Source organism: Rhizobacter sp. J219 (genome assembly GCF_024700055.1).
Lineage (GTDB): Bacteria > Pseudomonadota > Gammaproteobacteria > Burkholderiales > Burkholderiaceae_C > Rhizobacter.
Window position 1 is genome coordinate 3,887,341 of record NZ_JAJOND010000001.1, and the last position, 26,412, is coordinate 3,913,752.

24 protein-coding genes are annotated in these 26,412 nt (G+C 67.4%); 6 read left to right on the top strand and 18 right to left on the bottom strand.

Going from position 1 to position 26,412, the window contains the following annotated elements; genetic code table 11:
- Window positions 1-7 precede the first annotated feature (7 nt).
- Window positions 8-685, bottom strand: coding sequence for a helix-turn-helix transcriptional regulator (locus LRS03_RS18395; RefSeq protein WP_257827285.1), 678 nt, complete (start codon window positions 683-685; stop codon window positions 8-10).
- A gap of 192 nt (window positions 686-877) precedes the next feature.
- Between LRS03_RS18395 and LRS03_RS18400 the strand changes: the two genes are divergently transcribed.
- The 3 genes from LRS03_RS18400 (at window position 878) to LRS03_RS18410 (ending at window position 3,370) form a co-directional block, all read left to right on the top strand.
- Window positions 878-2,122 (top strand): MFS transporter, encoded by a 1,245-nt coding sequence (locus tag LRS03_RS18400; RefSeq protein ID WP_257827287.1) that lies wholly within the window; start codon window positions 878-880, stop codon window positions 2,120-2,122.
- Window positions 2,123-2,203: 81 nt separating this feature from the next.
- Entirely contained in the window at window positions 2,204-2,719 is a 516-nt protein-coding gene (locus LRS03_RS18405) for a hypothetical protein (RefSeq protein ID WP_257827288.1), read from the top strand.
- 12 nt (window positions 2,720-2,731) lie between these two features.
- Window positions 2,732-3,370: a class I SAM-dependent methyltransferase gene (locus LRS03_RS18410; RefSeq protein ID WP_257827289.1), complete on the top strand. Its 639-nt coding sequence runs from the start codon at window positions 2,732-2,734 to the stop codon at window positions 3,368-3,370.
- On the opposite strand, the gene LRS03_RS18415 is transcribed toward LRS03_RS18410, so the two are convergent.
- The 14 genes from LRS03_RS18415 to LRS03_RS18480 all read right to left on the bottom strand — a co-directional run bounded on the left by LRS03_RS18415 (window position 3,338) and on the right by LRS03_RS18480 (window position 20,278).
- A complete protein-coding gene (locus tag LRS03_RS18415) occupies window positions 3,338-6,298 on the bottom strand; it encodes an ATP-binding protein (RefSeq protein WP_257827291.1) in 2,961 nt (986 codons plus the stop codon). The two genes, LRS03_RS18410 and LRS03_RS18415, sit on opposite strands and share 33 nt — an antisense overlap.
- Window positions 6,299-6,624: 326 nt before the next feature.
- Window positions 6,625-7,266 (bottom strand): MBL fold metallo-hydrolase, encoded by a 642-nt coding sequence (locus LRS03_RS18420; RefSeq protein WP_257827293.1) that lies wholly within the window; start codon window positions 7,264-7,266, stop codon window positions 6,625-6,627.
- Window positions 7,267-7,325: 59 nt separating this feature from the next.
- Window positions 7,326-8,486 carry a Gfo/Idh/MocA family protein gene (locus tag LRS03_RS18425; RefSeq protein WP_257827295.1) on the bottom strand — a complete coding sequence of 387 codons (1,161 nt, stop codon included), beginning with the start codon at window positions 8,484-8,486 and terminating at the stop codon, window positions 7,326-7,328.
- Window positions 8,483-9,463, bottom strand: coding sequence for a sugar phosphate isomerase/epimerase family protein (locus LRS03_RS18430; RefSeq protein WP_257827298.1), 981 nt, complete (start codon window positions 9,461-9,463; stop codon window positions 8,483-8,485). Before LRS03_RS18430 ends, LRS03_RS18425 begins: the two co-directional genes overlap by 4 nt.
- 156 nt (window positions 9,464-9,619) lie before the next feature.
- Window positions 9,620-10,585 (bottom strand): substrate-binding domain-containing protein, encoded by a 966-nt coding sequence (locus LRS03_RS18435; RefSeq protein ID WP_257827300.1) that lies wholly within the window; start codon window positions 10,583-10,585, stop codon window positions 9,620-9,622.
- Window positions 10,586-10,649: 64 nt separating this feature from the next.
- Entirely contained in the window at window positions 10,650-11,657 is a 1,008-nt protein-coding gene (locus LRS03_RS18440; RefSeq protein WP_257827302.1) for an ABC transporter permease, read from the bottom strand.
- Window positions 11,638-13,122 carry a sugar ABC transporter ATP-binding protein gene (locus LRS03_RS18445; RefSeq protein ID WP_257827304.1) on the bottom strand — a complete coding sequence of 495 codons (1,485 nt, stop codon included), beginning with the start codon at window positions 13,120-13,122 and terminating at the stop codon, window positions 11,638-11,640. The genes LRS03_RS18440 and LRS03_RS18445 overlap by 20 nt, the downstream gene beginning before the upstream one ends.
- Window positions 13,119-14,324 (bottom strand): ROK family protein, encoded by a 1,206-nt coding sequence (locus tag LRS03_RS18450; protein ID WP_257827305.1) that lies wholly within the window; start codon window positions 14,322-14,324, stop codon window positions 13,119-13,121. The genes LRS03_RS18445 and LRS03_RS18450 overlap by 4 nt, the downstream gene beginning before the upstream one ends.
- Window positions 14,325-14,482: 158 nt before the next feature.
- Complete coding sequence (gene fusA / locus LRS03_RS18455; protein WP_257827307.1) at window positions 14,483-16,516, bottom strand: elongation factor G; 2,034 nt, start codon at window positions 16,514-16,516, stop codon at window positions 14,483-14,485.
- 380 nt (window positions 16,517-16,896) lie between these two features.
- The gene (locus LRS03_RS18460) at window positions 16,897-17,562 is read right to left on the bottom strand and encodes an alpha/beta hydrolase (RefSeq protein WP_257827309.1); all 666 of its coding nucleotides are present in this window, start codon (window positions 17,560-17,562) and stop codon (window positions 16,897-16,899) included.
- Between the two features lie 44 nt (window positions 17,563-17,606).
- A complete protein-coding gene (locus LRS03_RS18465; protein ID WP_257827311.1) occupies window positions 17,607-18,629 on the bottom strand; it encodes an AraC family transcriptional regulator in 1,023 nt (340 codons plus the stop codon).
- A gap of 81 nt (window positions 18,630-18,710) precedes the next feature.
- Entirely contained in the window at window positions 18,711-19,070 is a 360-nt protein-coding gene (locus LRS03_RS18470) for a hypothetical protein (RefSeq protein ID WP_257827313.1), read from the bottom strand.
- Window positions 19,067-19,369 carry a hypothetical protein gene (locus LRS03_RS18475; RefSeq protein ID WP_257827315.1) on the bottom strand — a complete coding sequence of 101 codons (303 nt, stop codon included), beginning with the start codon at window positions 19,367-19,369 and terminating at the stop codon, window positions 19,067-19,069. The genes LRS03_RS18470 and LRS03_RS18475 overlap by 4 nt, the downstream gene beginning before the upstream one ends.
- Window positions 19,370-19,492: 123 nt before the next feature.
- A complete protein-coding gene (locus tag LRS03_RS18480; RefSeq protein WP_257827317.1) occupies window positions 19,493-20,278 on the bottom strand; it encodes an exodeoxyribonuclease III in 786 nt (261 codons plus the stop codon).
- A gap of 17 nt (window positions 20,279-20,295) precedes the next feature.
- On the opposite strand from LRS03_RS18480, the gene pyrE reads away from it, so the two are divergent.
- Together pyrE and LRS03_RS18490 are read left to right on the top strand one after the other, a co-directional pair.
- Window positions 20,296-20,985 (top strand): orotate phosphoribosyltransferase, encoded by a 690-nt coding sequence (gene pyrE, locus LRS03_RS18485; protein WP_257827319.1) that lies wholly within the window; start codon window positions 20,296-20,298, stop codon window positions 20,983-20,985.
- A gap of 1 nt (window position 20,986) precedes the next feature.
- Window positions 20,987-21,688 carry a DUF4124 domain-containing protein gene (locus LRS03_RS18490; protein WP_257827321.1) on the top strand — a complete coding sequence of 234 codons (702 nt, stop codon included), beginning with the start codon at window positions 20,987-20,989 and terminating at the stop codon, window positions 21,686-21,688.
- Window positions 21,689-21,701: 13 nt separating this feature from the next.
- On the opposite strand, the gene gatB is transcribed toward LRS03_RS18490, so the two are convergent.
- From gatB to gatC, 3 genes are all read right to left on the bottom strand, one after another.
- Complete coding sequence (gene gatB, locus LRS03_RS18495; protein ID WP_257827323.1) at window positions 21,702-23,144, bottom strand: Asp-tRNA(Asn)/Glu-tRNA(Gln) amidotransferase subunit GatB; 1,443 nt, start codon at window positions 23,142-23,144, stop codon at window positions 21,702-21,704.
- Window positions 23,145-23,244: 100 nt separating this feature from the next.
- Window positions 23,245-24,735: an Asp-tRNA(Asn)/Glu-tRNA(Gln) amidotransferase subunit GatA gene (gene gatA / locus LRS03_RS18500; RefSeq protein WP_257827326.1), complete on the bottom strand. Its 1,491-nt coding sequence runs from the start codon at window positions 24,733-24,735 to the stop codon at window positions 23,245-23,247.
- Window positions 24,732-25,031: an Asp-tRNA(Asn)/Glu-tRNA(Gln) amidotransferase subunit GatC gene (gene gatC, locus LRS03_RS18505; RefSeq protein ID WP_201808220.1), complete on the bottom strand. Its 300-nt coding sequence runs from the start codon at window positions 25,029-25,031 to the stop codon at window positions 24,732-24,734. Before gatC ends, gatA begins: the two co-directional genes overlap by 4 nt.
- A gap of 280 nt (window positions 25,032-25,311) precedes the next feature.
- Here gatC and LRS03_RS18510 point away from each other — a divergent pair, with 280 nt between their 5' ends.
- Complete coding sequence (locus tag LRS03_RS18510; protein ID WP_201808218.1) at window positions 25,312-26,355, top strand: rod shape-determining protein; 1,044 nt, start codon at window positions 25,312-25,314, stop codon at window positions 26,353-26,355.
- The last annotated feature ends 57 nt before the right edge of the window (window positions 26,356-26,412 follow it).

Consider the following 26,412-nt stretch of genomic DNA (forward strand, 5'->3'; position numbering starts at 1 on the left):
CGACGCCTCAGGACAGAACGGCCGATCGCACGCGTGAAGCGATGGGGGGCAGCGTGCTCACCCGCTCCACCAGATCCCGGATGCTGGACGTCTGTGTCTTGTGGCGGATGTTGGTGATCTGCGTGCGCACTGTCGAGACTGCCACCTCGAACTGGCGGGCCACCTCCTTGGGCCGCAGGCCACCGCACAGGGCCTGTAGCACGCGAGCCTCGGCGCAGGTGAGCCCGTGGGTGTGCGCGAAAAAATCCACGCTCAGTCCGGGGCAGTTTCGCCGCTTACCCAGTACCAGCAGGGCCATCGCATCGGTCTCGCGGGTGCCCTCACTCAAGGGCACGGCCGCGACCGGCAGCACACGGCCCGCGCCCAGCATCAGCAGCCGGCGCCGCCCATGGCCCGCGTCGGCGAGGGCGCCCAGCAGGCTGCCCTGCTGCTCCCGTCGCGCTGCGTTCACGTGGGAGCCGACGAGCTGCAGCGTGTCACCGCGGATGAACTCAAGCCGCGCGGGCTGGTTGGCATGGTGCAGCGTGCCATCGGGTGAGACGAGCAGCATGCCATGGTCTGTTTCATCGAGCATGTGGGCAAGCCAACGGGTCATCGATTCTGCGGTGGACTGGCGCCGCCGCTCCGGGCCGAGATAGGCGACGATCCTGGTATCAGGCGTGGCAGTGATGCAATGCTCCAGCATGGTGTGCTCCCGAGAGTCGTACTCGGCGAATCTTTCGCCGCGCCGTCAAATTTAGGGAGGGCAGGCCAAGCGGGGCTGTGAATTTGACCGCCGGCCCGGTGACTTATTCACCTTCTGCGGCTGCGCTAGGATGGCCTCGGCTGGGCATCGAGGGAGAGCGAGATCAAACCCGTCCGCAAGCTTCCGATCGTCGTGGGCAACATGTTCGAATGGTTCGACCTCACGGTCTACGCCTTCTTCGCTACGACGATTGCGCGTCACTTCTTTCCGCCGGGGAATGAGCAGGCTGCGATGTTGTCGACCGCGGTCACCTTCGGTGTCGCGTTCCTCATGCGTCCGCTCGGCGCCGTCGTCTTCGGGCTGATCGGGGACCGCCGCGGTCGCAAAGTGGCTCTGACCTTGAGCTTCGCGATCATGGCCGTGGGCACGGCGATGATCGCCTTCGCGCCCACCTTTGCGATGGCAGGCGTGTGGGCGACCGTGATCCTTGTGACCGGCCGTCTCCTGCAGGGCTTTTCCGCCTCGGGCGAGATCGGAGCGTCGCTGGCCTGGCTGGTGGAATCTTCTGCCTCCCGGGGGCAGGGTGTTGCGACCGGGTGGCTCAATCTGGGCGTCTATTCGGCATTGCTGATGGGGTCCTTGGCGGCCCTGGCCGTGGACGGGCTCATGTCACCCCAGGATGCCCAGTCCTGGGGTTGGCGCCTGCCTTTCGTCTTCGGGCTGCTGATTGCGCCCCTGGGCCTCTACCTCCGATCGCACATGGGCGAATCCCCCGAATTCGTCTCGGCTGCGGCGACGCGTGCGCCGGTGGTGTCCCGCGCCGCGTTGCGCGAAGCCGTGGTGGGCATCTTGAAGCTGACGGCGTTGTCTGGATTCGCCTCGCCGGTGGTCTACCTGATCCTCGTGTTCATGCCGGGCTACGCCACGCAGGAACTGGGCCTTCCCATGGCACTGCCTCGGGTTTCCACCTTCGTCGCATGCCTGGTGCTGGTCGCCCTGGTGGTGCCCATGGGCCGCCTGTGCGACAGGGTCGGCAGCGGTTCCGTGATGGTCGTGAGTTGCGCGATCGGCACGGGCCTGATCGTGCCGCTCGCCTGGAATCTGATGCGCTCGCCGTCGCTGTTCTCGCTCTTGCTGTTGCAGTGCACTTTGAGCGCCTGCCTGGCCGCCTATGCCTCGAGTTGCGGCCCCTTGGCGGTCCGTCTCTTTCCGGTGTCGAGGCGAGCGCTCGGCGTGGGGCTCGGGTACAACCTCGGGGTCATCGTCTTCGGCGCCTTCGCGCCCTTCGTCACGGCGTGGTGGACGGCCGCCACAGGCCACAAGATGGTGATCGCGTGGTACGTCTTCGCAGGCGGCCTGATCAGCCTGCTGGTGGCGCTCTCGTTGCGCACGGCCGAGCGGTTGCCGGCCCGCGCCGAGTCGATCGGGCCAGCGTGATGTGTCATCAGGACGGAGGACGCAAAGCCCTCGGACCGGGCCATAAGATGCATGTCGTCGATGTCAACACGGAGGAGTTTCATGGGTGCATTCGTTCCGCCGATGATTGCCTTTCACATGGAGGGCGAGGTCAATCTGCGTTTTGCCGAAGGAGACCCGATCGCTGAAATGGCCGCGCTGCAAGCCGAGTTCGGCCTTTTCAACCCGGAACATTCGTTGCGCTCTGCGGCGGCGATCCTGGGCTTGGCGCCTCTCTACGGCGAAGCGCGCCTGCGGTGGTTTGACTACATGGACTACCTCGATGGGCTGGACGTCGCCAATTCGCCGCTGGGGCTGCGTGAAACCCTGAGACAGAACCTCGAAAGCGGTGATGTGCGCCCGGTTCATTTCCAGTATCACGGCAGCGACAATCCGGTGATCCTCGTGACCCCTTCGGGCGGCACGGTGCCGCTCAGCTCGGTGAGCTATCTGCACATCTCGGTGCCGGTGCAGTCGTACATGGGTGCGCTCCGGGTTGCCAAGACGGCGGCGCCGCCGTCAGCGGAGCGGCGGGAGGGGCGCCGGAAGTCCGGCTCGTCCACCAAGAAGAGCAAGTAGGGGTCGTGTGCGATGACGGGCGCCTGGCTTCATCGCACGCATGAAACGATCGACGCCTACTACTCCGCCAAGGTCGCCGAATTTGGTGTCACGCCGCGCGGGGTCGACTGGACGTGTGCGGCAACGCAGAACCTGCGGTTCATTCAGCTGCTGCGGATCTGCGATGTGGCCAGCGGCGTTTCTCTGAACGACCTGGGCTGCGGCTACGGTGCGCTGCTGGCCTTCAGCCGTGAGCGCCACCCCGGTGCGGCGCTCGACTACCTGGGTGTCGATCTGTCGCCCGCGATGGTGCAGGCGGCCCGTTCGCAGTGGCTGGATGATCCGGCGGTGCAGTTCTTCGTTGGCGCCACATGTCCCCGGGTGGCGGACGTGTCGATCGCCAGTGGCCTGTTCAATGTCTGCTTGTCGGTGGAGCGCCATGTTTGGGAAGACTTCATCCGCGCCACCTTGCGCGAGCTGCGGCGCGCGAGTGCGAAGGGTTTCGGTGTGAACTTCATGGCCCCCTTGCCGGAAGGAGCGCCGGCGGCGGAGCAGCTCTACCGAACGGCACCCGGCCCGTGGATCGACTTCTGCACCACCGAACTCGGTGGCCGCGTGCAGCTCGTGGAGCGATACGGCCTACGCGAGTTCACGCTCCTCGTGCACCTCTGATCGCACCGCCTGGCGCGCCTGGGCGAGCCGGTTGGCGAAGGCGACGGAACCCGTTGTCGTCGCCAGCTGTTCGGCCAGGGCGAATGAACCGGCGGCCTCCGTGCGAACGGCGATGTCGGCGTGGCGTGCCATCGAAGCGGCCAGAACGGTCAACGCCTGGCATTCGGCGATGCGTGACTTGCGGCGCCGTGCCAGCGAGAGGGCGCGCCTGGCGGTCGCGATGGCCAGATCGCAGCGCCCTGCGATGCCATGCGCCTCTGCGATCTCGGCCAGGAGCGGCGCTTCGTTTTCGCGAGCTGCATTTATCTGACGCGCCATCCTGAGTCCCTTGGTTAACTCGATGACGGCGCCTTCTGCATCGCCCGCCGCCATCATTGCCAGGCCGGCGCAGCGCTGGACGTACACCTGGATGTAGCGGATGCCACTGCCATCTGCGATGGACTTCACCTGGGATGCGTGCACAGCGGCGAGCGCCGCGTCATGGGTGAACCAAGCCAGGCGCACGTATGCGAGGTGAGCGATGAACTTGACCACCGGCTCGGAGATGCCCATCGCGATGGCCCGGTCGAGCCACTTTCGCGCCCGGTCGAAGCGACCTTGTTCGACCAGGATGGTGCCCCGAATGCTGATGATCCAGGGTTTGGGCGCAAACCCCATCAGCTGGATGTCGGACTTGCTGATCTTCGCAACCTTGCGAAGGGCCTCCGTGTTCGCCTGCAACGCGCACGACAGCCGGCCCGCGAACCGATAGGCCTGCGACAGCTGCGCCTTGAGCATGGCGGTTCGGCCGGCATCGTCCGCCCCTGCGATGGAGTCCAGTGCTTCGTTCACGAGGGCCACGTAATGGTCGGCTGACCCGGCGGCGCCGACAATTCGACCGTACGCCGCCTTCAGCAGCGTCAGGCTCATGGTGTCTCCGGACTCTCTTGCGTAGTGCTGCGCCTCCAGAGCGTGGCGCTTGGCCTCGGATTGCGACATGCCCACCCGCCAGCCGTAGTTGACCACTTGGCCATTGACCAGCATCCTCAGCGAGTCGAGGGCCTGGGAATGCGGCGCACCCTGGACCAACTCGCAAGCATGTTTCCAGTAGCGCAAGGCTTGTGCCGAGTCGGTCTTGCCAATCCACATGGCGGCCCGCACCAGGTACTGCGCGGCCACGATCGGCTGACCGGCTGCTTCGTAGTGGTGAGAGAGCAAGCCGGCGAATTCGTCGGCCCTGTTTCCGTAGAACGCCTCCAGCGCCCGGGCGACCTCCGCGTGCAGGCTGCTGCGCCGGGCCTTGAGCTGTGCCAGGTAAGTGGCCTCCTGGATCAGCGGGTGCTTGAACGCGAAGACCGGATCACGCCATGACAACGGCTCCACCAGTCCTGCTGCCTGCAGGCGCGCAACCGACTGTGCCAGTTGCTCCTGGGTCCGGCCTGTCAGCTGTGGCAGCAACGCCAGGTGAAAGTCCAGGCCGATGACGGAGGCGACCTGCAGGATGGCCTTGTCTTGCTCGTCCAGTCGGTCGATGCGCTCGCCGAGCACCGACTGGATGGACGAAGGCAACTCAAAGCTGCCGGTGGCATCGGCGACGTGAAACGAGCCGGCCTTGCCGGTCAGCAATCCGCGCTCGTGCAGCGAGTGCACCAGCGCATCGATGAAGAGTGGGTTGCCGCCGCTGCGAAGTGCGATCCGATCCCGGATGGCAGCGAGCCGAGGGTCCTGGCCGAGCAGCTCCGACGTGACGGCACGGGTGGCGCGCTCGCCCAGTTCCGACAACGCGATCACCGTGCCACGGAGGCCGCGCAGCCAGGCGTCGTCATAGACCGGGCGGAAGTTGAGGATGACGAGCGTGTGCGTTCCAGTCGCCGCAGCGGCGAGCTGGCGCACAAAGCGCTCACTCGCCGCGTCCAGCCAGTGCAGGTCTTCGATGATGAGGACGGCGGGCCGTGACACCGGGACGCGCACCAGGGTGTGGACGATGCCGAGGAGCTTGCTCTGCAACATCTCCGGATCGACGCTGGCGGCGGACGCGTCGCCGATGCCGAGAAAGCCGGCCACGGCATCCAGATGCTCCTCGAGCGCGGGGGCCAGTGCCCTCAGCATCCGGCGCACTTTTTGGCGCGCTCGTTCAGGCGGGGTGGCTGCTGCCACGTGCATCATGGTGCGCAGAAGCTCACGCAGGGGCTGGTACGGCGTGGCATGCCCATAGGCCAAAGCGCGCATCGTCAGTACGCGAACCCCGCGCGAGCCGCAGAGCAGCGCAAACTCGTGGCACAGGCGGCTCTTGCCGATGCCGGGTGAAGCGACGATGCCGGCCACCCGGGCCTTGCCCGCCCAGGCTTTGTCCAGGCACTTGGTGAGAAGCGCCATTTCGGCGCCCCGGCCGGCGAACGAAGGTGAGGCCATCGCGTGCCCGCCGAGTTGAGCGCGGCCCAGGCCGTGCAGCTCGTACACCTGGATGGGCACCGTAAAACCTTTGACGGCAAACGTGCCGGCGAGCGTGCACTCGAAATGGCTGCGGGCCATCTCGTAGGTGGCCGCGGTCAGGTAGGTCGTTCCCGCGGCGGCCAGCTGCTCCATCCGGCTGGCCAGGTGCAAGGTTGCCCCGAAGGCGCCGTCGCCGAGGGACCTCAGGGTGCTTTTCGCCGCCACCAGGTCGCCCGAATGGATGCCGATGCGGACGCGCGGACGGGTCGGCAACAAGGCAAGCTCGGCGTGGATGGCGATGGCGGCGCGGCAGGCCAGAAGCGCATGCCCCTCCAATGCAAGCGGCGCACCGAACAACGCCATCAGCCCATCGCCCGTCACGCGGACGACCGTGCCTTCGAACTCTTCGACCACACGGTGCATGACGTCGAGCGTCGGCCGCATGTGCGCCATCGCTTCTTCCGGGTCGAGTTCGACGATGGCGGCGGTCGAGCCGACCACGTCGACAAACAGCACTGTGGCGAACTTTCTCTCGGAGGCGGCGTCGGCAAGAGGCGTTTGGACGGCGTCAGGGATCGTGCAGAGATACGACCCGCAGGCCTCACAGAAAAATGCGCTCTGGCGATGGAGCGTGCCGCAGTCCGAACACGCGATCGGCAGGGCTTGCCCACATCCCGCGCAATTCGTTTCCGTCGGCGAGTTCGCGGTACCGCAGCTCGTGCAGCGCATCGGTTCACCGGCCGTTTGCGGCCCCCGGCAGAGTGGTTAGGGCGAGTGTCGCGATGACGCTCGCAGACGCGTCGATTGTTACCGACGTGCAGCCGACGCGTGGCGGAATCCCTTCATGGACTGCGCACGAACGGATTGCCCCGCCGCTCCTCCCCAAAACTGCTCTCCGGCCCATGCCCCGGAATGAAGACCACCTCATCCCCCATCGGCCACAGCCGCGAGCGGATCGAGTCGACCAGGGTGTCGAAATCTCCTTGCGGGAAGTCGGTGCGGCCGATGCTGCCGGCGAAGAGCACGTCGCCGACGAAGGCGCGTTGCGAGGTGGGCTCGAAGAACACCACGTGACCCGGCGTGTGCCCCGGGCAGTGGCGCACCTGCAGCGTGCAGTTGCCCACTCGCACGGTGTCGCCGTCGTGCAGCCAGCGGGTGGGCGTGAAGGTCTCGGCGGGCGGGAAGCCGAACATCATGCTCTGCTGCGGCAGTCCGTCGATCCAGAACTGGTCGGCTTCGTGCGGGCCGACGATGGGCAGCCCGAGTTCGCGCGCGAGCGTGCCGGTGCCGCCGGCGTGGTCGATGTGGGCGTGGGTGAGCAGGATCTGCGTGAGCGTCACGCCGAGCTTCTTCGCGGTGGCGATGAGGCGCGGCAGCTCGCCGCCGGGGTCGACCACGGCGCCTTCCATCGTCTCGGTGCACCAGACGATGGAGCAGTTCTGCTGGAAGGGAGTGACGGGGACGGTCTGGTAGCGAAAGCTCATGGGCTGGGGCGGACAAAGACGAACCGGGCGTCAATGTATCGAACCCCGATGACGCTCCCTCAGCCCCAGGCCGTCCACTTCCCCAGGCCGACCGAGGACTCGATCACCTTCTCGACGAAGCGGATGCCACGCGCCCCTTCGGCCAGCGTCGGGTAGTCGGCCTGCACCGGTTCGGCGCTGCGGCCTTCGAGCCGGGCGCGGATGTCGGCCGCGACACCCAGGTAGACGTTGGCAAACGCCTCGATGAACGCCTCCGGGTGCCCCGAGGGCAGCCGCGTCGCGTTCTGCGCGGCGGCGCTCAGGCCGGGCGAGCCGCGCGTGAGGATGCGGCGCGGGCCATCGATCGGCGAGTGGATGAGGTGGTTCGGATCCTCCTGCCGCCAGTCGAGCGCGCCCAGGCTGCCGAAGACGCGCAGGCGGATGTCGTTCTCGCAGCCCGTCTCCACCTGCGAGGCCATCAGCACGCCACGCGCACCATTGGTGAAGCGCAGCAGCACGCTCACGTCATCATCCAGGCGGCGGCCGGGGATGAAGGTGGTCACCTCGGCGCACAGGCTCTCGATCGTGAGGCCGGTGACGGTGGCCAGCAGGTGCTCGGCATGCGTGCCCACGTCCGACAGCGTGCCGCCGGGGCCACTGCGTGCGGGGTCGGCGCGCCAGGCGCCCGTGTCGCCGCTTTGCAGCTGCGGTGCCAGCCAGCCCTGGCGGTATTCGACGACCACCTTGTGGATGACGCCGATCGCCCCCGCGCGCACCATCTCGCGCGCCTGTCGCACCATCGGATAGCCGGTGTAGTTGTAGGTCACGCCGAACACGGTGCGGGCGCGCTCGGTGGCCTTGATCAGATCGTCGGCCTGCGCGCTGGTGTGCACCAGCGGTTTGTCACACACCACGTGGAAGCCCGCTTCGGTGAAGGCCTTGGCCACCGGGTGGTGCAGGTCGTTGGGCGTGACGATCGCGACGAAGTGGATGCGCTCGTGCGCCGGGCGTTTCAACTCATCGGCGAGCAGCGCCTGCCAGCTGGCGTGGGTGCGATCGTCGGGCAGGCCGAGGTCGCGGCCGGAGGCCAGGGCCTTGTCGGGCTGCGACGAGAGCGCGGCCGAAACCAGGCGCATCTGGCCATCGAGTGCCATCGCCTGGCGGTGCACCGCGCCGATGAAGGCACCGCGGCCGCCGCCGACCATGGCGTAGCGAAGGGGGGTGACTGCGGTGTGGCTCATGTGCGGGCCTGGCGGGTCTTGTCGAAGGCGGCGTCGAACGCGCCTTTGGCGGGTGGGAAGTCGAGTCGGCGGCAGAAGGCGGCGCTCTCGGTGGCGCCGTGCACGCGGTCCATGCGGCTGTCTTCCCACTCCACGCTCAAGGGGCCGGCGTAGCCGATGTCGTTGAGCGCGACGATGAGCGATTCGAAATCGATCATGCCGCGGCCCACGCTCCTGAAATCCCAGAAGCGGCGTGCGTCGCCGAAGGCGGTGTGGCCGCCGAACACGCCCACGCTGCCGTCGCCCTTGCCCCACCACACGTCTTTCATGTGGGCGTTGAAGATGCGCCCGGGGAAGCGGCGGATGAACTGCACGTAGTCCACGCCCTGGTAGGCGAGGTGGCTGGGGTCGAAGTTGAAACCGAAGCGGCGGTGCTGCTTCACGGCGGCGAGCGCCCGCTCGCTGCTGGCGATGTCGAAGGCGATCTCGGTCGGGTGCACTTCGAGGCCGAAGTTCACGTCGTGCTTGTCGAAGGTTTCGAGGATGGGTGTCCAGCGGGTGCCGAAGTCGGCGAAGCCCTTGTCGATGTAAGCCTGCGAGGTGGGCGGGAAGGCATACACCGCATGCCAGATCGACGAGCCGGTGAAGCCGGTCACCGTCTTCACGCCGAAGGCGGCGGCGGCGCGTGCGGTGTCTTGCATCTCGGTCGCCGCGCGGCGGCGCACGCCTTCGGGATCGCCGTCGCCCCACACATGGTCGGGAAGGATCGCTTCGTGGCGTTCGTCGATCAGGTCGCACACCGCCTGGCCGACGAGGTGGTTGGCGATGGCGAAACACTGCAGGCCCTCGTCGGCCAGGTGCTCGCGCTTGCGCTTCACATAGTTCGGGTCAGACAAGGCCTGCTGCACGTTGAAGTGGTCGCCGCCGCAGGCAAGCTCCAGGCCGTCGTAGCCCATGCGCTTGGCCAGCGGTGCGAGTCTCTGCCAGCGGTAGGTCACACCATTGGCCACTGAAGAGGGTGATAGGTCTTGGCATGGCAACTCCATGAAGCGAGCGAAGCGTCGCGACAGATCCAGCAACCCCCGTGGAGCCGGCTTTGCCGGTCCACTGGGTGGCCCCCTTGGGGGCAGGAGCGAAGCGACTGGGGGGCCGACTTAGAACGGTGAGTCCGGGAAATAGAACTGCTTGGCGTTTTCCTTGGTGATCAGCACCGAGGGGATGATGGTGGTCGCCGGCAGCTTCTCGTTCTTCAGGCGCGCTTCCGCGGTGAGCTTGATCGCGTCGTAGATGAACTTCGGCGAGTACGACACGTTGGCCTGGATGCGCGGGTCCTTGCCGTCGATCAGCGTCTTGACCATGCCCTTGGCACCGGCGCCACCGAAGACGATTCGGATGTCGGTGCGCTTGGCCTGGTCGATCGCCTTCAACACGCCGACGGCCATGTCGTCGTCGGCTGCCCACACCGCGTCGATCTGCTTGAAGCGGGTGAGGAAGTCCTGCATGACCTTGAACGCGTCGTCGCGGTTCCAGTTGCCGTACTTGGCGTCGAGCAGCTTGATGTCGGGGTGGTTCTTCATCACGCTGTTGAAGGCGTCCATGCGCTCGTTGTCGAGCGTGGTGGCGATGCCGCGCAGCGCGACGATGTTGCCCTTGCCCCCCAGCGCTTTCGCCAGGTACTCGGCGGGGATCTTGCCGAAGGCGGTGTTGTCGCCGGCGACATAAGCGTCTTGGGCGCTCGTGTCGGTGAGGCCGCGGTCGACCACCGTCACGTACACGCCCTTGGCCTTGACCTGCGCCACCGGTTTGGTGAGCGCGGCCGACTCGAACGGGAACACGACCAGCGCGTTGATCTTGTTGGCCGTCACCAGGTCCTGCAGCTGGTTGGCCTGCTCACCCGCGTTGGCGGCGGTCTTGATGGTGACCTTGAGGTCGGGGTACTTCTTCTCCAGCTCCTTCTTCGCCTCCCCGGCCCACCAGACGATGCCGCCGGTGAAGCCGTGGGTCGCGGCGGGAATCGCCACGCCGAGGTTGACCTTGTTCTGCGCCGAAGCGGTGGCCGTGAAGCCGAGGGTGCCGGCCGCGAGCGCGGCGATGGCAAGCAGTCGTACAGCGAATGTCATGGGGTTGTCTCCGTTGTGTGCTGATGGACGTGCGGCTCGTGGCCGCGGGTGGGGAAAGGTGTTCCTACTTGCGCCGCCGCTGCATGAAGGCCACGGCGATGATCACGAAGCCCTGCACCGCTGCGTTCAAGTACACGCTGATGATGCTGGTGAGGTTCAGGATGTTGCTGATGACCGAGAGCAGCACCGCACCGACCACGGTGCCGGTGATGCTGCCCGCGCCGCCCTTGAGCGCGGTGCCGCCGACGATCACCGCGGCGATGGCTTCGAGCTCCCACAGGAGGCCGGTGGTCGGAGAAGCCGAGCCGAGGCGCGGCACGTAGAGCAGCGTCGCGATGCCCACGCACATGCCGAGCAGCATGTAGGTCAGGAGCTTGATGCGGTCGACGTCGACGGCGGCATAGCGCGCCACCTGCTCGTTGGAGCCGATGGCCTGCACGTAGCGGCCGTAGGCGGTGCGGTTGAGGATGAGCCCGCCGATGACAGCCACCACCACGAACACCCACACCGGGACCGGCACGCCCAAGAGGCTTGCGTAGTACACCGGGCTGTAGGCATCGGCCAGCGTGTTGTCGAGCGTGATCGCGCCGCCATTGGAAAAGTAGGTGAGGTAGGCGCGGAAGATGCCCAGCGTGCCCAGCGTCACGATGAAGGGCTCGATCTGCCCCTTGGTAATCAGGAGGCCGTGCGCGAGGCCGAACGCCGCGCCGAGCAACACGGCGAAGCCCATGCCGAGTGCCACCACCAGCGTCGTCGAGCCGACGGACGCCGCGATCGCGTTCATGAAGAGGATCACGCAGCCGGCGATCAGCGCCGCCATCGAGCCGACCGACAGGTCGATGCCGCCCGAGATGATGACGAAGCACATGCCCACCGCGATGATGCCGATGAAGGCGGTGCGCGTGAGCAGGTTCATCGCGTTGTCGAGCGTCGCGAATTCGCGGTTGAGCAGCGTGCCGGCGATGCACAGCAGCACCAGGCCCAGCACGGGGCCGAGGCCGTGGAGGCGGGTGTGCCAGGCCGCGCGAGGTGTTGTACCCGCGGCGGCGGAGTCAGTGCGTTCCGGTGGCATGGGCGATGAGTTCCTCTTCGGTCAGGTGGGTCGCGTCGAGCGTGGCCTGCTGACGGCCGGTGCGCATGACCATCACGCGGTGGCACAGGCCGATCAGCTCCATCAGCTCCGACGAGACCACGATCACGGCGCGGCCTTCGCGGGCCAGGCGCTGCACCAGGAAATAGATGTCGCGCTTGGCGCCGACGTCGACACCGCGCGTGGGCTCATCCAGCACCACCACGCGCGGCCCGGGGTGCAGCACTTTCGCGAGCGCAAGCTTCTGCTGGTTGCCGCCCGAGAGGGATGACGTCGGCACGGTCAGCGAGCCGGTGCGGATGCCGAAGTCATGCACCGCTGTCTTCAGCGCGGCCTCTTCGTCCGCGGGCTTGAGCCACGGGCGCGCATACCGCGCGAGCGTCATCAGCGTGAGGTTCTCGCGCAGGCCGAAGTGCACGTGCAGGCCCTTGCCCTTGCGGTCTTCGCTGAGGTAGGTGAGGCCGTGGTCGGCGGCGTCGCGCGGGCTCTTGATCTTGACCGCCTGCCCGTCGATGCGGATCTCGCCGCGGCAGGCGCGCAGGCCCAGCACGCCTTCGAACAGCTCGGTGCGACCGGCGCCGACCAGGCCGGCAAAACCGAGGATCTCGCCGGGACGCACGTCGAAGTTGATGTCGTCGGCCCACCCGGGCACGCAGAAGCCTTTCACTTCGAGCAGGGGCTGCGTGCCGACCGGTGGAGGGTCTTTCGGCGGGAAGAGGTCCGACAGCTCACGCCCCACCATCAGCTGCGCCATCTGGTGTCTTGTGAGCCCCGGTGTGGGCTGCTGCGCAACGAAACGCCCATCGCGCATTACCACCACCTCGTCGGTCACCCGCTCCACCTCGTCGAGCTTGTGCGAGATGTAGAGCAGCGTCACGCCTTCGCGCTTGAGCTGCGCCATCAGCGCGAAGAGCCGCTCGGTCTCGCCGGGCGTGAGCGTGGCGGTCGGCTCGTCCATGATGAGCAGCCTGGCCTTGCGCGAGAGCGCGCGTGCGATCTCGACCAGCTGCTTCTCGGCCACGATGAGTTGGCGCACCGGTGTGTCGGGGTGGGCGCTGAGGCCTACCTGCTGCAGCACACGCGCGGTCTCGTCGCGCATCGAGGCATCGTCGAGCCACAGGCCCTTGCGGCGCTCGTGGCCGAGGAAGATGTTCTGCGCGATCGTCAGGTCTTCGGCGAGGTTGAACTCCTGGTGGATCAGCACGATGCCTTGCGCTTCGGCTTCGCGCGGACCGCTGAAGCGAAGCGGCGTGCCGTTGATGCGCAGTTCGCCGCTGGTGAGCCGTTCATAGCCCGAGAGGATCTTCATCAGCGTCGACTTGCCGGCGCCGTTTTCGCCCAGCAGGCCGACCACGCGACCCGGCGTCAACGAGAAGCTCACGCCGTGCAGGACCTCGACCGGGCCGAAGGCCTTGCGCACCTCGTTGAACTCGACGGCGACGCTCATGAGGGAATCACTCCCCGCGATTTGAGTGTCTCGTGCATCGCCAGCACACCGGCGCCGACCACGCCGGCCTGGTCGCCGAGCGGCGAGTAGGCGATCTCCAGGTGGCGGGTCGAAAGCGCGAGCGAGCGGTGGTACACGCTCTGTCGCAGCGAGGCGAGGAAGAGCGGCCCGATGCGGGTGACCCCGCCGCCGATGAACACATGCGACGGGTTGAAGAAGTTGACGATCGACGCGAGCATCTGCCCGATGTGCGTGCCGGCGCGCTGCACGATGGCGTTGGCCGCGGCATCGCCGGCGCGGCTGGCCTGGGCCACGTCGACCGGCGTGAGCATGCCGCGTTCGTCGAGCAGCGACGCGAGCATCGGGCTCTTGCCCGACTGCGCCGCCTCGGTCGCCTGCTGCGCGATCGCCGGGCCGGCGGCCAGCGCCTCCACGCAGCCGAGGTTGCCGCAGGTGCAGCGCGGGCCGTGCGGGTCGACGCAGATGTGGCCCACGTCGCCGGCCGAACCATCGGCGCCGCGGTACACCTCGCCGTGGCAGACGATGCCGCAGCCGATGCCGGTGCCGACCTTGATCACGAGAAAGTTGGCGAGGCTGCGCTGCAGTCGCCACAGCTCGCCGAGCGCCATCAGGTTCACGTCGTTGTCGACGAAGACCGGTGCCTTGTAGTCGGCGCGCAGGTCGTCGCGGATCGAGAAGCTGTCCCACTCGGGCATGAGCGGCGGGTTGACGAGCTGGCCGGTGGCGAAGTCGACCGGGCCGGGCACGCCGATGCCGATGGCGATCACGTCGCGTGCGCTGCGGCCGCTTTGCTTGAGCAGCTGCGCCATCAGCGCCCGCACGCGCGAGAGCACGAGGCCGGGGCCACGGCGCACGTCGGCCGCTTCGCCGTGGCTGGCCAGCACCTGCAGGTCGGGCGTCAGCACGGCCACTTCGAGGCCGGTTGCGCCCAGGTCGGCGGCCAGCAGGACGCCCAGGCCGTGGTGCAGGCGCAGCGTCTCCGGCCGGCGCCCGCCGGACGAGGCCTGAAGGCCCACCTCTTCCAGCATGCCCTGCGCGAGCAGGCCGGCCACGGTGGCGTTGGAGCGGGTCTTGGAGAAGCTGGCGCGTTGCGCGAGCGCGTCACGCGACAACCCGCCGCCCCAGAACACATGGTCTAGCAGCGTTTGCTCGGTTTCGGACAGTTCGGCCCAAGGGCTCACCGTTTGTCTCCTGGCGGCCCTCTGGCGGGGCTCGATCGGCGGATGCTAGGGAGCCTACTTCCGCCAGGCAAGACCGATCTTTGACCTGATATGGGTCAATCTGTGCCAATACAAATGGGCGGGGTGCGGATCGAAACCCGCACCCCGCCCGGGCCGCTTCAGCGTTGCGCCAGGCCGGCGACCACGCTGGCCGGTGCCACCGCGTAGTGGTCGAACTGCATCGTGTACTGCGCACGCCCCGACGAGAGCGCGCGCAGGTGGCCGATGTAGCCGAACATCTCCTTCAATGGCACCTGCGCGTCGACCACCGAGGCGGTGCCGCGCGGGTGCTGCCCGCGCACTTGGCCGCGCCGGCGGTGCAGGTCGCCGATCACGTCGCCGAGGTGCTCGACCGGCGTGACGACTTCCACCGCCATCACCGGCTCCAGCACCACTGGCTCCGCCTTCGAAAAAGCCTCACGCGCGGCGGCAAACGCCGCCAGCTCGAACGCGAGCGTCGACGAGTCGCGCTCGTGGAAGCCGCCGTCGACCAGCGTGGCCTCGAAGTCCACCACCGGCGCGCCGGCGATCACGCCGGTCTGCGCCGCACGCTTGATGCCCTGCTCCACCGCGGGGATGAACTCGCGTGGCACCGCACCGCCGACGATCTCGCTCGTGAAGCGGAAGCCCTCGCCGCGCGCCCGGGGCGCGAAGCGCAGCGTGACGTCGGCGAACTGGCCGGGGCCGCCGGTCTGCTTCTTGTGCACGTGGTGCACCTCCACGGCCCGCGTGATCGTCTCGCGGTACGCCACCTGCGGCCGGCCGACCGCCACCTCCACGCCAAAGCGTGCACGCAGCTTCTCGATCGAGACCTCGAGCTGCAGCTCGCCCATGCCGGAGAGGATCGTCTGCCCACTTTCGGCGTCTTGCCGCATGTGCAGGCTCGGGTCCTCGCGCAGCAGCGCGTGCAGGGCCTTCGACAAACCGGTCAGGTCGTCGCGCGTCTTCGGCTCGATCGCCACGTCGATCACCGGCTCGGGCACGCGGATCTCTTCGAGATGCAGCGGGTGTGCCGGGTCGCACAGCGTGTGCCCCGTGAGCGTGTCCTTCAGGCCCACGATCGCAGCGATGTCGCCCGCCACCAGTTCCTCGCGTTCGACATGGTCGTCGGCGTGCACTTCGTACAGCCGCGACACCCGCTCGTGGCGGCCGGTGCTCGCATTGAGCACGCTGTCGCCCCGCTTGAGCTTGCCGCGGTAGACGCGCACGAACACCTTCGCGCCGTGGTCGTCGGCCACGAGCTTGAAGGCAAGCGCGGCAAACGGCCCGCTCGGGTCCGACGCAGGCTCACCCTCCGCGCGCTGGACGTCTTCCGGCGACGGCAGGTAGTCGACCACCGCATCGAGCAGCGGCTCGACACCTCGGTTCTTGAAAGCCGAACCGGCGAGCGCAGGCACAAACGCGCTCGACAGCACGCCGCGACGGATGCAGGCGCGAAGCGTTGCTTCGTCGACCGGCTCGCCGTTGAGGTAGGCGTTGAGCGCGGTCTCGTCCTGTTCCACCACCGCCTCGACGAGTCGGGCCCGGTGTTCCTGGGCGAGCGCCAGCATCGGCGCCGGGATCTCCGTCACCGCATAGGGCTCACGCGCATCGTCGCGCGCCCACACCAGCGCGCGCAGGCCGACGAGGTCGACCACGCCGCGGAACTCGCCTTCCGTGCCGATCGGCAGCTGCAGCGGCAGCACCTTGGCGCCGAGCCGCTCTTCCATCATCGAGACGACACGCAGGAACTCAGCGCCCACGCGGTCGAGCTTGTTGATGAAGGCGATGCGCGGCACGCGGTACTGGTCCGCGAGGCGCCAATTCGTCTCGGTCTGCGGCTCCACGCCGGCCACGCCGTCGAACACGACCACGGCACCGTCGAGCACACGCAGCGAGCGGTTCACCTCGATGTTGAAGTCGATGTGGCCCGGCGTGTCGATCAGGTTGATCTGCACGCCGTTCCAGTGAACGGTCGTTGCCGCGCTGTTGATCGTGATGCCGCGCTTGCGCTCCTGGGGGTCGAAGTCGAGCTGGGTGTTGCCCAGGTGCACTTCACCCATGCGGTGGCTTTCACCGGTGTAGAAAAGGATGCGCTCGCTGGTGGTGGTCTTGCCCGCGTCGACGTGGGCGATGACACCGATGTTGCGAAGCTGGCGGAGTCTGTTGTTCATGGCGAATCTTTCTTTCGAAGAAGTCTGGGGCAGGCCAGCCCCAGGCGGATTCGCCATCAGGGCTAGCGTCGAATGAGAGGGGTGCGGCCGGAGCGCGCACGCAGGGTCACCACGCTCCGGCGGGCGTGAATCGTGGCGATCAGCTTGTCGTAAGTGCGCGGGCACATGGTCGAAAACTCGGCAACAAAAAACCCCGGAGGGCGGGTGCCTGCCGGGGTTCTGTGGAATTCAGAGCCGGAAGGCGCAGCACGCCTTCCGATGCGGGATCGAAAGACGCTAGGTGGCGAACAAATCGTGAGTGATCTTCAAGAGTCCGCGATTGTGCTCGCGAGACGGCGCGTGTGCAATGCGCGCGGCATGCATGAGCGCCATATGCGTTTTCAATGGGCCAGCACCTTCAGCAGCCAGCGGTTGAGGTCGTCGATCTCTTCGGCGCACACCGAGTGCGGCATCGGGTACTCGTGCCACTCGATCGTGTAGCCGAGTGCGGCCAGGGCATCGCGCGAGGCGGTGCCGCGGCTGTGCATCACCACCGGGTCTTCCGTGCCGTGGGCGAGGAAGAGCGGCACGTCGCGGTTGGCCTCGCTGCGCTCGGCGGCGGTGGTGGCCGCGAGCGGCAGGTAGCCCGAGAGGCCAGCGATGCCGGCCAGCCGCTCGCCGTGGCGCAGGCCGGTGAGCAGTGCCATCGCGCTGCCCTGCGAGAAGCCGACGAGCGCGATGCGCGAGGCCGGGATGCCGCGCGCCTTCTCCCTCGCGATCAGCGCTTCGAGCTGCTGCTGCGACTCGCGCAGGCCACGCTCGTCTTCGCGGCGCGCGAGGTCAGTGCCCAGGATGTCGTACCAGGCGCGCATCACGTAGCCGTTGTTGATGGTGACCGGCTGCATCGGTGCGTGCGGCAGCACGAAGCGCACCGCGCCGAGCGGGCTCAGGTCGAGTTCCTGTGCGATCGGTGCCCAGCCGTGGCCGTCGTCGCCCAAGCCGTGCAGCACGATGACGCTGCGCGTCGGTTGGGGCGCGGTTTCGAATTCGAGGGTCTCAAGCGGCATGCGGGGCTCCAACTGCTTTTCAGTGAGCCCGATCCTACGGGGCCTCAGCGCGGTGGCGCGCCCGCGCTTCGGAATGCCCCCGGCGTCTCCCCGGTCCAGCCGCGGAAGGCGCGGTGGAACGAGGCCGTGCTGTCGAAACCCAGCTGCTCGCTGATGAGGTGGATCGAGGCCTGGCTCTTGGTCAGCAGTTGCAGCGCGCGGTCGCGGCGGAACTCGTCTTTCACGCGCTGGAAGCTCGTGCCCTCGTCGGCCAGGCGCCGGTGCAGCGTGCGGATGGAAATGTGCAACGCCTCGGCGGCGTTTTCCGCGGTGGCCGGCCGCGGCAGCCGCTCGCCCAGGTAGTCGCGCAGGCGCAGCGCCAGGCTGGGCTCGCGCGGGGTGGCGAAAAACCAGTCTTCGGGCGCGCGGTGCAGAAAGTCGTCAAGTTCGGGCTTGGAGCGGCGGATGGGCAGCTGCAGCAGCGCGGCGTCCAGGGTCAGCGCGGCCTGCGGCTGGCCGAAGAACACCGGCCCCGGATAGAGCAGCTCGTGGTCGGCTGCGAAGTCGGGGCGCGGGAAGGGGAAGTCGGTGCGCACGAGCGGCAGCCGCTGGCCGGCCAGCCAGGAGGCGACACCATGGATCACCTTGAGCATCAGGTCGGAGGCGACTGCCCGGCGCACCGGTGCGCCGGGCGCCTGCACGATCGCGATGCGGGTGGTGGACTCGTTCGTCGTCACCTCCAGATAGAAGTCGTCCTGCATCAGGCGCGACAGGTACGACCAGCGGTGCACCGCCACCATCAGGTTCTTGGCGTCGAGCAGGGCGAGGCAGGTGAACTTGAGCGTGCCCGGGCGCAGCGGGCGCGAGAAGCAGCGCAGCATCTCGTCGTCGAGCGCGACGGCGAGCGAGCGGTAGAGGGTGGCGAACTGCTGTTCGCTGAGGCGGGCGGTGGTGTCGTCGGGGTCCATTCCCAGGGGCCGCAGCAGCTGCGAGGCGTGCGCAGGCGAGATCTCGGCCGCCTGCAGCAAGGCGCGCACATACGCCAGCGAGACGGAGAGTGAAAGCGGCGAAGTCGGCGCCTGTTCCATCCAGCGGACCGTAGCACGCAGGACGTGCGTGCGGGACTGGTGGATGCCTGGGGCGGGCGCACCCTGCCCCGGCCCGGCGGGTCAGAAGCGGTAGTTGAAGCCGATGGCGATCAGCGGGATCGCCTTGACCTTGCCGGCCCCTTCGCGGACCTCGGCCAGCTCGCGGTCGATGTCGGCCTGGTCGGCCAGGCTGAGGTTGGGGCCCGAGTGGGTTTCGGTGACCTTGGCCTTGCCGATCGAGGCGCCGAGGTCGAACACGAAGCCCCAGCCGCTGCTCAGCTGGTGGCCGTAGCCGATGCCCACATAGGGCGTGGTCTTGGGGAACTCGATCTTCACGTTGAAGCGGTCGTTGGCCGTCATCGTGTAGTCGGTGCCGCCGATGTTGATGGTGCCGCCGTTGCCGCGGCCGTCCATGTCGACCTTCATGTTGTTGAAGGTCACGCCCCCGGTGAAGCGAAAACCCCCGGGGGCAAAGGGAAAGCATCGGCGAACAGGCCGATGCGGTTGTAGGTGAGCTTGGTGTCGTAATCGATGCCCTCTTCGCGCTCCTGGCGGGTGCGCTTGCCAGCGCTGGCGTAGTCGGCGCGCAGCGTGAAATGCGGCGCCACCGGCTGGGCGTAGCCGAGCATCAGGCCGTGCGTGCCGATGCCGGTGTAGACCTCGCCGGCGTGGGCGGCGGCGGTCGCGCCGCACAGGGCGGCGAGGGTGATGGCAGCGGCCAGGGTGGGGTTCTTGCGCATCTCGTTCCTCCTCGGAAACGCCTGCCCGGTGCAGGCGAATTTCATTCTAGGAACGAGGCCAGGGGCCCGGATCGGCCAAACAGATGACGCGCCGGGGCCCATTTCCGCCGATCGAGGCGGCGGCTACAGCGTGAAGTCGTAGTCGATGATCAGCGGCGCGTGGTCGGAAAAGCGCTGGTCGAGGAAGATGTGTTCCTTGCGCGCCAGTGCCCCGATGCCTGGCGTGGCGAGGTGGTAGTCGAGGCGCCAGCCCACGTTCTTGGCATAGGCCTGGCCGCGGTTGCTCCACCAGGTGTATTGCTCGGCCTTCTGGTTCAAGGTGCGGAAGACGTCGACCAGGCCGATCTCGTCGAGGCAGTGCGTCATCCAGGCGCGCTCTTCGGGCAGGAAGCCGCTGTTCTTCTGGTTGCCCTTCCAGTTCTTGAGGTCGATTTCCTTGTGGGCGATGTTGATGTCGCCGACCAGGATGAACTCGCGCTCGGCCTTCAGACGCTGAAGCCAGGGCGTCATCAGCGCGAGGAACCGGAACTTGGCCTGCTGGCGCTCCTCGCCCGACGAGCCGCTCGGGAAGTAGCAGCTGATGATCGAGAGCTTGCGCGAAGGTGTGTCGAAACGGCATTCGATGTAACGGCCTTCGGCGTCGAATTCAGGGGCGCCGATGCCCACGACCACGTCGCTCGGCGTCTTGCGGGTGTACACGCCCACGCCGGAGTAGCCTTTCTTCTCGGCGAAGTGGAAATACCCCGTCATGTCGTGCACGGTGTCGAAGCGCTCGGCGATGTCGGCCGCCTGTGCCTTGATTTCCTGCACCCCCATACAATCGGCGCCCAGGGCTTCGGCCCAGGGCAAGAGGCCCTTGGTGGCGGCAGAACGGATGCCGTTCAGGTTCAAAGACACCAGACGAAACACGAAGAGACTCCCCCACGATGACCCCCAGCGCGCAACCCGGCACAGTGGCCGACACCCTGGCCCAGGACTTCGTGAAGTTCGCTGTCGAGGCCGGCGTGTTGCGGTTCGGGGAGTTCAAGACCAAGGCCGGGCGCATGTCGCCCTACTTCTTCAACGCCGGCCTGTTCGACGATGGCGCCAAGCTTGCGCGTCTCGCGGAATTCTATGCAGCGCGCTTGATCGCCTCGGGCCTTCAGTTCGACATGATCTTCGGTCCGGCCTACAAGGGCATCACGCTGGCGGCCGCCGTGGCGATGGAACTCGCCCGCCGCGGCCGCAACGTGCCCTACGCCTACAACCGGAAAGAGGCCAAAGATCACGGTGAAGGCGGCACGCTTGTCGGCGCGCCGGTGCGCGGGCGCGTTTTGATCATCGACGACGTGATTTCCGCGGGAACCTCGGTGCGTGAATCCATCTCCATGATCCAGTCGGCCGGCGCCACACCCTGTGCGGTGTCGATTGCCCTCGACCGCCAGGAAAAGGCCACCGAGAACGGCGCCGACGCGCCGTGGTCGGCGGTGCAGTTCGTGGAGCGGCAGCTGAAGCTGCCGGTCTGCGCGGTGGCGACGCTGTCGGACCTGCTGCAGTACTTGAAGACGAACCAGGACGCGGCCCTGGGAGAGCATTTCGCCCGGGTCGCCGCTTATCGAGAACGCTATGGGGTGTGATGTGAGCCGTACCGGTCTGTGTGCCGCGAAGCTGATCCTGGCCACCGCCGGCTGGGCGGCGCTTGCCGCGAGCGCCCACGCGGCACAGATCTACAGCTGTGTCGACGGCAACGGCCGCCGGCTCACCTCCGACCGGCCGATCAAGGAATGCCTGGCGCGCGAGCAGCGGCTGCTGAACGCCGACGGTTCGGTCAGGCAGGTGGTGCCGCCGACGATGACGGTCGACGAGCTGGCCGAGGCCGAGGCCAAGAAGCGTCAGGCCGAGCTGGAGCGCGCTGCCAAACAAGATGCGGTGCGGCGTGACCGCAACCTGCTGGCCCGTTTCCCCAACGAAGCCGCGCACAGCAAGGCGCGTGAAGCGGCGCTCGACGACGTGCGCAAGGGCGTGAAGTTCTCCGAAGACCGGCTGGCCGAGTTGCAGAAGGAGCGCAAGCCCCTGCTCGACGAGATGGAGTTCTACAAGGGCAAGAAGCTGCCGCTCAAGCTGCGCCAGCAGCTCGACGCGAATGACGCGGCCACCACCGCGCAGCGCTCCTTGGTGCAGAACCAGAAGGAAGAGATCAAGCGCATCGATTCCTTGTACGACATCGAACTCGACCGCCTGCGCAAACTCTGGGCCGGTGCCCCCGCCGGCAGCCTGCCGGTGGTCGCACCGCCGACGCCGCCGGTCTCGGGCGGCGTCGCCAAGTCCGCGAGAAAGTAGCCGCGGCGAGCGCTCAGCCGCCGAGCTTCTTCTTCAGCAGTTCGTTGACCACCGACGGGTTGGCCTTGCCCTTGGTCGCCTTCATGGCCTGGCCGACCAGGGCGTTGAAGGCCTTGTCCTTGCCGGCGCGGAACTCCTCCACCGACTTGGCGTTGGCGGCCAGCACCTCGTCGAGGATGCGCTCCAGCTCGCCGGTGTCGCTCATCTGCTTGAGGCCCTTGGCCTCGATCAGCGCGTCGACCTCGCCGCCGTCGGTCCACAGGGTGTCGAACACCTGCTTGGCGCCGTTGTTGGAGATCGTGCCGTCTGCGATGCGGCCGATCAGCTGCGCGAGCGTGGCCGCGTCGACCTTGCTGGCCTCGACCCCCAGGTCTTCGGCGTTCAGGCGGCGCGAGATCTCACCCATGATCCAGTTGGCGACGAGCTTGGGCTGGTTCGAGGCTTTGGCGGCGGTCTCGAAGTAGGCGCCGAAGGCCTTGGTCTGCGTGACCATCGAGGCGTCGTACGCCGGCAGGCCATAGGCCGACTGGAAACGCTCCGCCATCACGCGCGGCAACTCGGGCATCTCGGCCTTCACCCGCTCCACCCACTCGGGCGCGATCGCAAGCGGCGGCAGGTCGGGGTCGGGGAAGTAGCGGTAGTCATGCGCGTCTTCCTTGGTGCGCATGGCCCGCGTCTCGCCGCTGTCGGGGTTGAACAGCACGGTCGCCTGCACGATCTCGCGGCCGTCTTCGATCTCGTCGATCTGCCAGCCGATCTCGTAGTCGATCGCCTGCTGCATGAACTTGAAGCTGTTCAGGTTCTTGATCTCGCGGCGGGTGCCGAAGTCGGCGCCGGGCTTGCGCACCGAGACGTTGGCGTCGCAGCGGAAGCTGCCTTCCTGCATGTTGCCGTCGCAGATGTCGAGCCAGACCACGAGTGCGTGCAGGGCCTTCGCGTATTCGACCGCTTCGACGCTCGAGCGGATGTCGGGCTCGGTCACGATTTCCAGCAGCGGTGTGCCGGCGCGGTTGAGGTCGATGCCGGTCTGGCCGGCATAGTCTTCGTGCAGCGACTTGCCGGCATCTTCTTCCAGGTGGGCGCGGGTCAGGTTGACCTTGTGCTTGGTGTCGCCGACGTAGAACTCGACCGCACCGCCCTGTACCACCGGGATCTCGTACTGGCTGATCTGGTAGCCCTTGGGCAGGTCGGGATAGAAATAGTTCTTGCGGGCAAAGATCGACTGCGGCGCCACCTTGGCGCCGACGGCGAGGCCGAAGCGGATGGCGCGTTCGACCGCGCCCTTGTTCATCACCGGCAGCGTGCCGGGCAGGGCCAGGTCCACCGGCGAGGCCTGGGTGTTGGGCGCGGCGCCGAACTGCGTGGACGAGCCACTGAAGGCCTTGCTCTTCGTCGAGAGCTGCACATGCGTCTCGATGCCGATCACGACCTCGTAGCCGCGGATGAGTTTCGTCATTGGAGCCCCTCGTCGAACGAGTACGTTCGCCGATCCCCCGTGGGGATGCGGGCCGGCTTGGGAGCGGCCCGGCGCTCGGCCCGTGTCGCGATTGGATGCTTCATTGGAATTCTGCCGGCACGCGGGTGTGCCAGTCGGTCGCTTGCTGGAAGGTGTGGGCCGCCTGGAGCAGCTGCGCTTCCTGGAAGTAGTTGCCGATGAGCTGCAGGCCGACCGGCAGGCCACCCTCGCCGAAGCCGGCGGGCAGGCTCATGCCGGGCAGGCCGGCCAAGCTTGCGGGCAGGGTGAAGATGTCGGCGAGGTACGCGGCGACGGGGTCGTCGCCCTGCGCGCCGATCTGCCAAGCGACGGTCGGCGCCACAGGGCCGGCGATCACGTCGCACTGGCCGAAGCACTGCTGAAAGTCGTCGGCGATCATGCGGCGCAGCTTCTGAGCCTGCAGGTAGTAGGCGTCGTAGTAGCCGTGGCTCAGCACGTAGGTGCCGATCATGATCCGGCGCTTCACCTCGGCGCCGAAGCCCTGCGCGCGGCTCTTCTTGTACATGTCGAGCAGGTCGGTGTACTTCTCGGCGCGGTGGCCATAGCGCACGCCGTCAAAGCGCGACAGGTTCGACGAGGCCTCCGCCGGCGCGATGATGTAGTAGACCGGGATCGACAGTTCCGTGCGGGGCAGGCTCACGTCGACCAGCGTGGCGCCGAGCTTTTCGAAGACGCCGAGGGCGCTGCGCAGTGCACCGTTGACGTCGGCGGCCAGCGCGGCCGGGAAGAACTCGGCGGGCAGGCCGATGCGCAAGCCCTTCAAGGGTTGCGCCGTCGTGGCGGCCTCGCGGGCCTTGCCGAGCGAGGCGGCAAAGCCGGGCAGCGGCTCGTCGGCGCTCGTCGCGTCCCGCTCGTCGAAGCCAGCCATCGCGTCGAGCAGCAGCGCGCAGTCTTCGGCGCTCTGCGCCATCGGCCCGGCCTGGTCGAGGCTGGAGGCGAAGGCGATCATCCCGTAGCGCGAGCAGCGGCCATAGGTCGGCTTGATGCCGGTCACGCCGCAAAATCCCGCAGGTTGGCGGATGGAGCCGCCGGTGTCGGTGCCCGTGGCGGCGGGCACCAGGCGCGCGGCCACCGCGGCGGCCGAACCGCCCGAAGAGCCACCCGGCACGCGGGATGTGTCCCAGGGGTTGCGCACCGGGCCGTAGGCGGAGTTCTCGTTCGCCGAGCCCATCGCGAACTCGTCGCAGTTGAGCTTGCCGAGCGTCACCGTGCCGGCCTGCGCGAGCTTGTTCACCACCGTCGCATCGAAGGGGCTCAGGTAACCCTTCAGCATCTTCGAGCCGGCGGTTGTGGGCAGCGCCTGGGTGACGAAGATGTCCTTGTGGGCGAGCGGCACGCCCAGGAGCGCACCGCGTTCGCCAGCGGCACGCCTCTGGTCGGCGGCTTCAGCCTGCCGCAGCGCCAGGGCCGGGTCGACCGTCAGGAAGGCGCCCAGTTGTTCGTGGGCCGCAACGCGTGCGAGCAGATGTTTCGTCAGTTCGGTGCTCGAGACCTCGCGTGCATCGAGCGCGCGGCCCATGTCGGCCACGCCCAACAGGTGCAGCGCCTTCATTCGATGACCTTGGGCACGAGGAAGAGGCCGTCTTCCGACGCCGGGGCGTTGCGCAGATTGCGCTCGCGGTCATTCGTCTCGGTGACCACGTCGTCGCGAAGGCGCAGGCCGACATCGCGCACGGCCGACAGCGGCGTGTACAGCGGCTCCACGCCGCTGGTGTCGACGGCGCTCATGCGCTCGACGATGGAGAAGAACTCGTTGAGTTGCAGCCTCATCGCCTCTTGCTCGTCGGCCTGCAATTCGAGGCGGGCCAGGTGGGCGATGCGGCCGACATCCTGGGGGGTCAAAGCCATGGGAAATCCACTTTTGGATGGGTCTTCGCGGGATCGAAAACCAGGGGTGTTGAAGTATTATCCCCGGTTATCCACACGCCTCTTGACGCCTTGAAAACCCAGGATTCGCAAGGGTTTGCGAGCTTGTTTCAAAAGGCTTGGAACCCAATTGCGCCCGCGCGGTCGGCACTGGTCGACAGTGTGGGCATCCCGCCCGCCACCAACACGGAACCACATCGCCCAGCATGACCCGCGCGCCATCGACCGCGGCCGCGTGCTCGCCGATCTGACACACAAGAACATGTTCGCATCCCTGCGTCGCTACTTCTCCACCGACCTCGCCATCGACCTCGGCACCGCCAACACGCTGATCTATGTGCGTGGCAAGGGCATCGTGCTCGACGAGCCCTCGGTCGTCGCGATCCGCCACGAAGGCGGCCCCAACGGCAAGAAGACCATCCAGGCCGTCGGCGCCGAGGCCAAGGCCATGCTGGGCAAGGTACCCGGCAACATCGAGGCGATCCGCCCGATGAAGGACGGCGTCATCGCCGACTTCACCGTCACCGAGCAGATGCTCAAGCAGTTCATCAAGATGGTCCACGACTCGAAGATGCTCAAGCCGAGTCCGCGCATCATCATCTGCGTGCCCTGCGGCTCGACCCAGGTGGAGCGCCGGGCCATCCGCGAATCGGCACTGGGCGCCGGCGCGAGCGAGGTCTACCTGATCGAAGAACCGATGGCCGCAGCGATCGGCGCCGGCCTGCCGGTGTCGGAGGCCAGCGGCTCAATGGTGGTCGACATCGGCGGCGGCACCACCGAGGTCGGCGTGATCTCGCTGGGTGGCATGGTCTACAAGGGCAGCGTGCGCGTCGGCGGCGACAAGTTCGACGAAGCCATCATCAACTACATCCGCCGCAACTACGGCATGCTGATCGGCGAACCCACTGCCGAAGCGATCAAGAAGCAGATCGGCTCGGCTTTCCCTGGCTCCGAGGTGAAAGAGATGGAAGTGAAGGGCCGCAACCTGAGCGAAGGCGTGCCGCGCAGCTTCACCATCAGCAGCAACGAGATCCTGGAAGCGCTGACCGACCCGCTGAACCAGATCGTCTCCAGCGTGAAAAACGCGCTCGAACAGACCCCGCCCGAACTCGGTGCCGACATCGCCGAGCGCGGCATGATGCTCACCGGCGGCGGTGCCCTGCTGCGCGACCTCGACCGCCTGCTGGCCGAAGAGACCGGCCTTCCGGTGCTGGTCGCCGAAGACCCGCTGACCTGCGTGGTGCGCGGTTGCGGCATGGCGCTGGAGCGCATGGAACGGCTGGGCTCGATCTTCACCTCGGAGTGACAGCCCCCCAGTCGCTGCGCTCCTGCCCCCAAGGGGCGCCACCCATCGGCCCGGCAA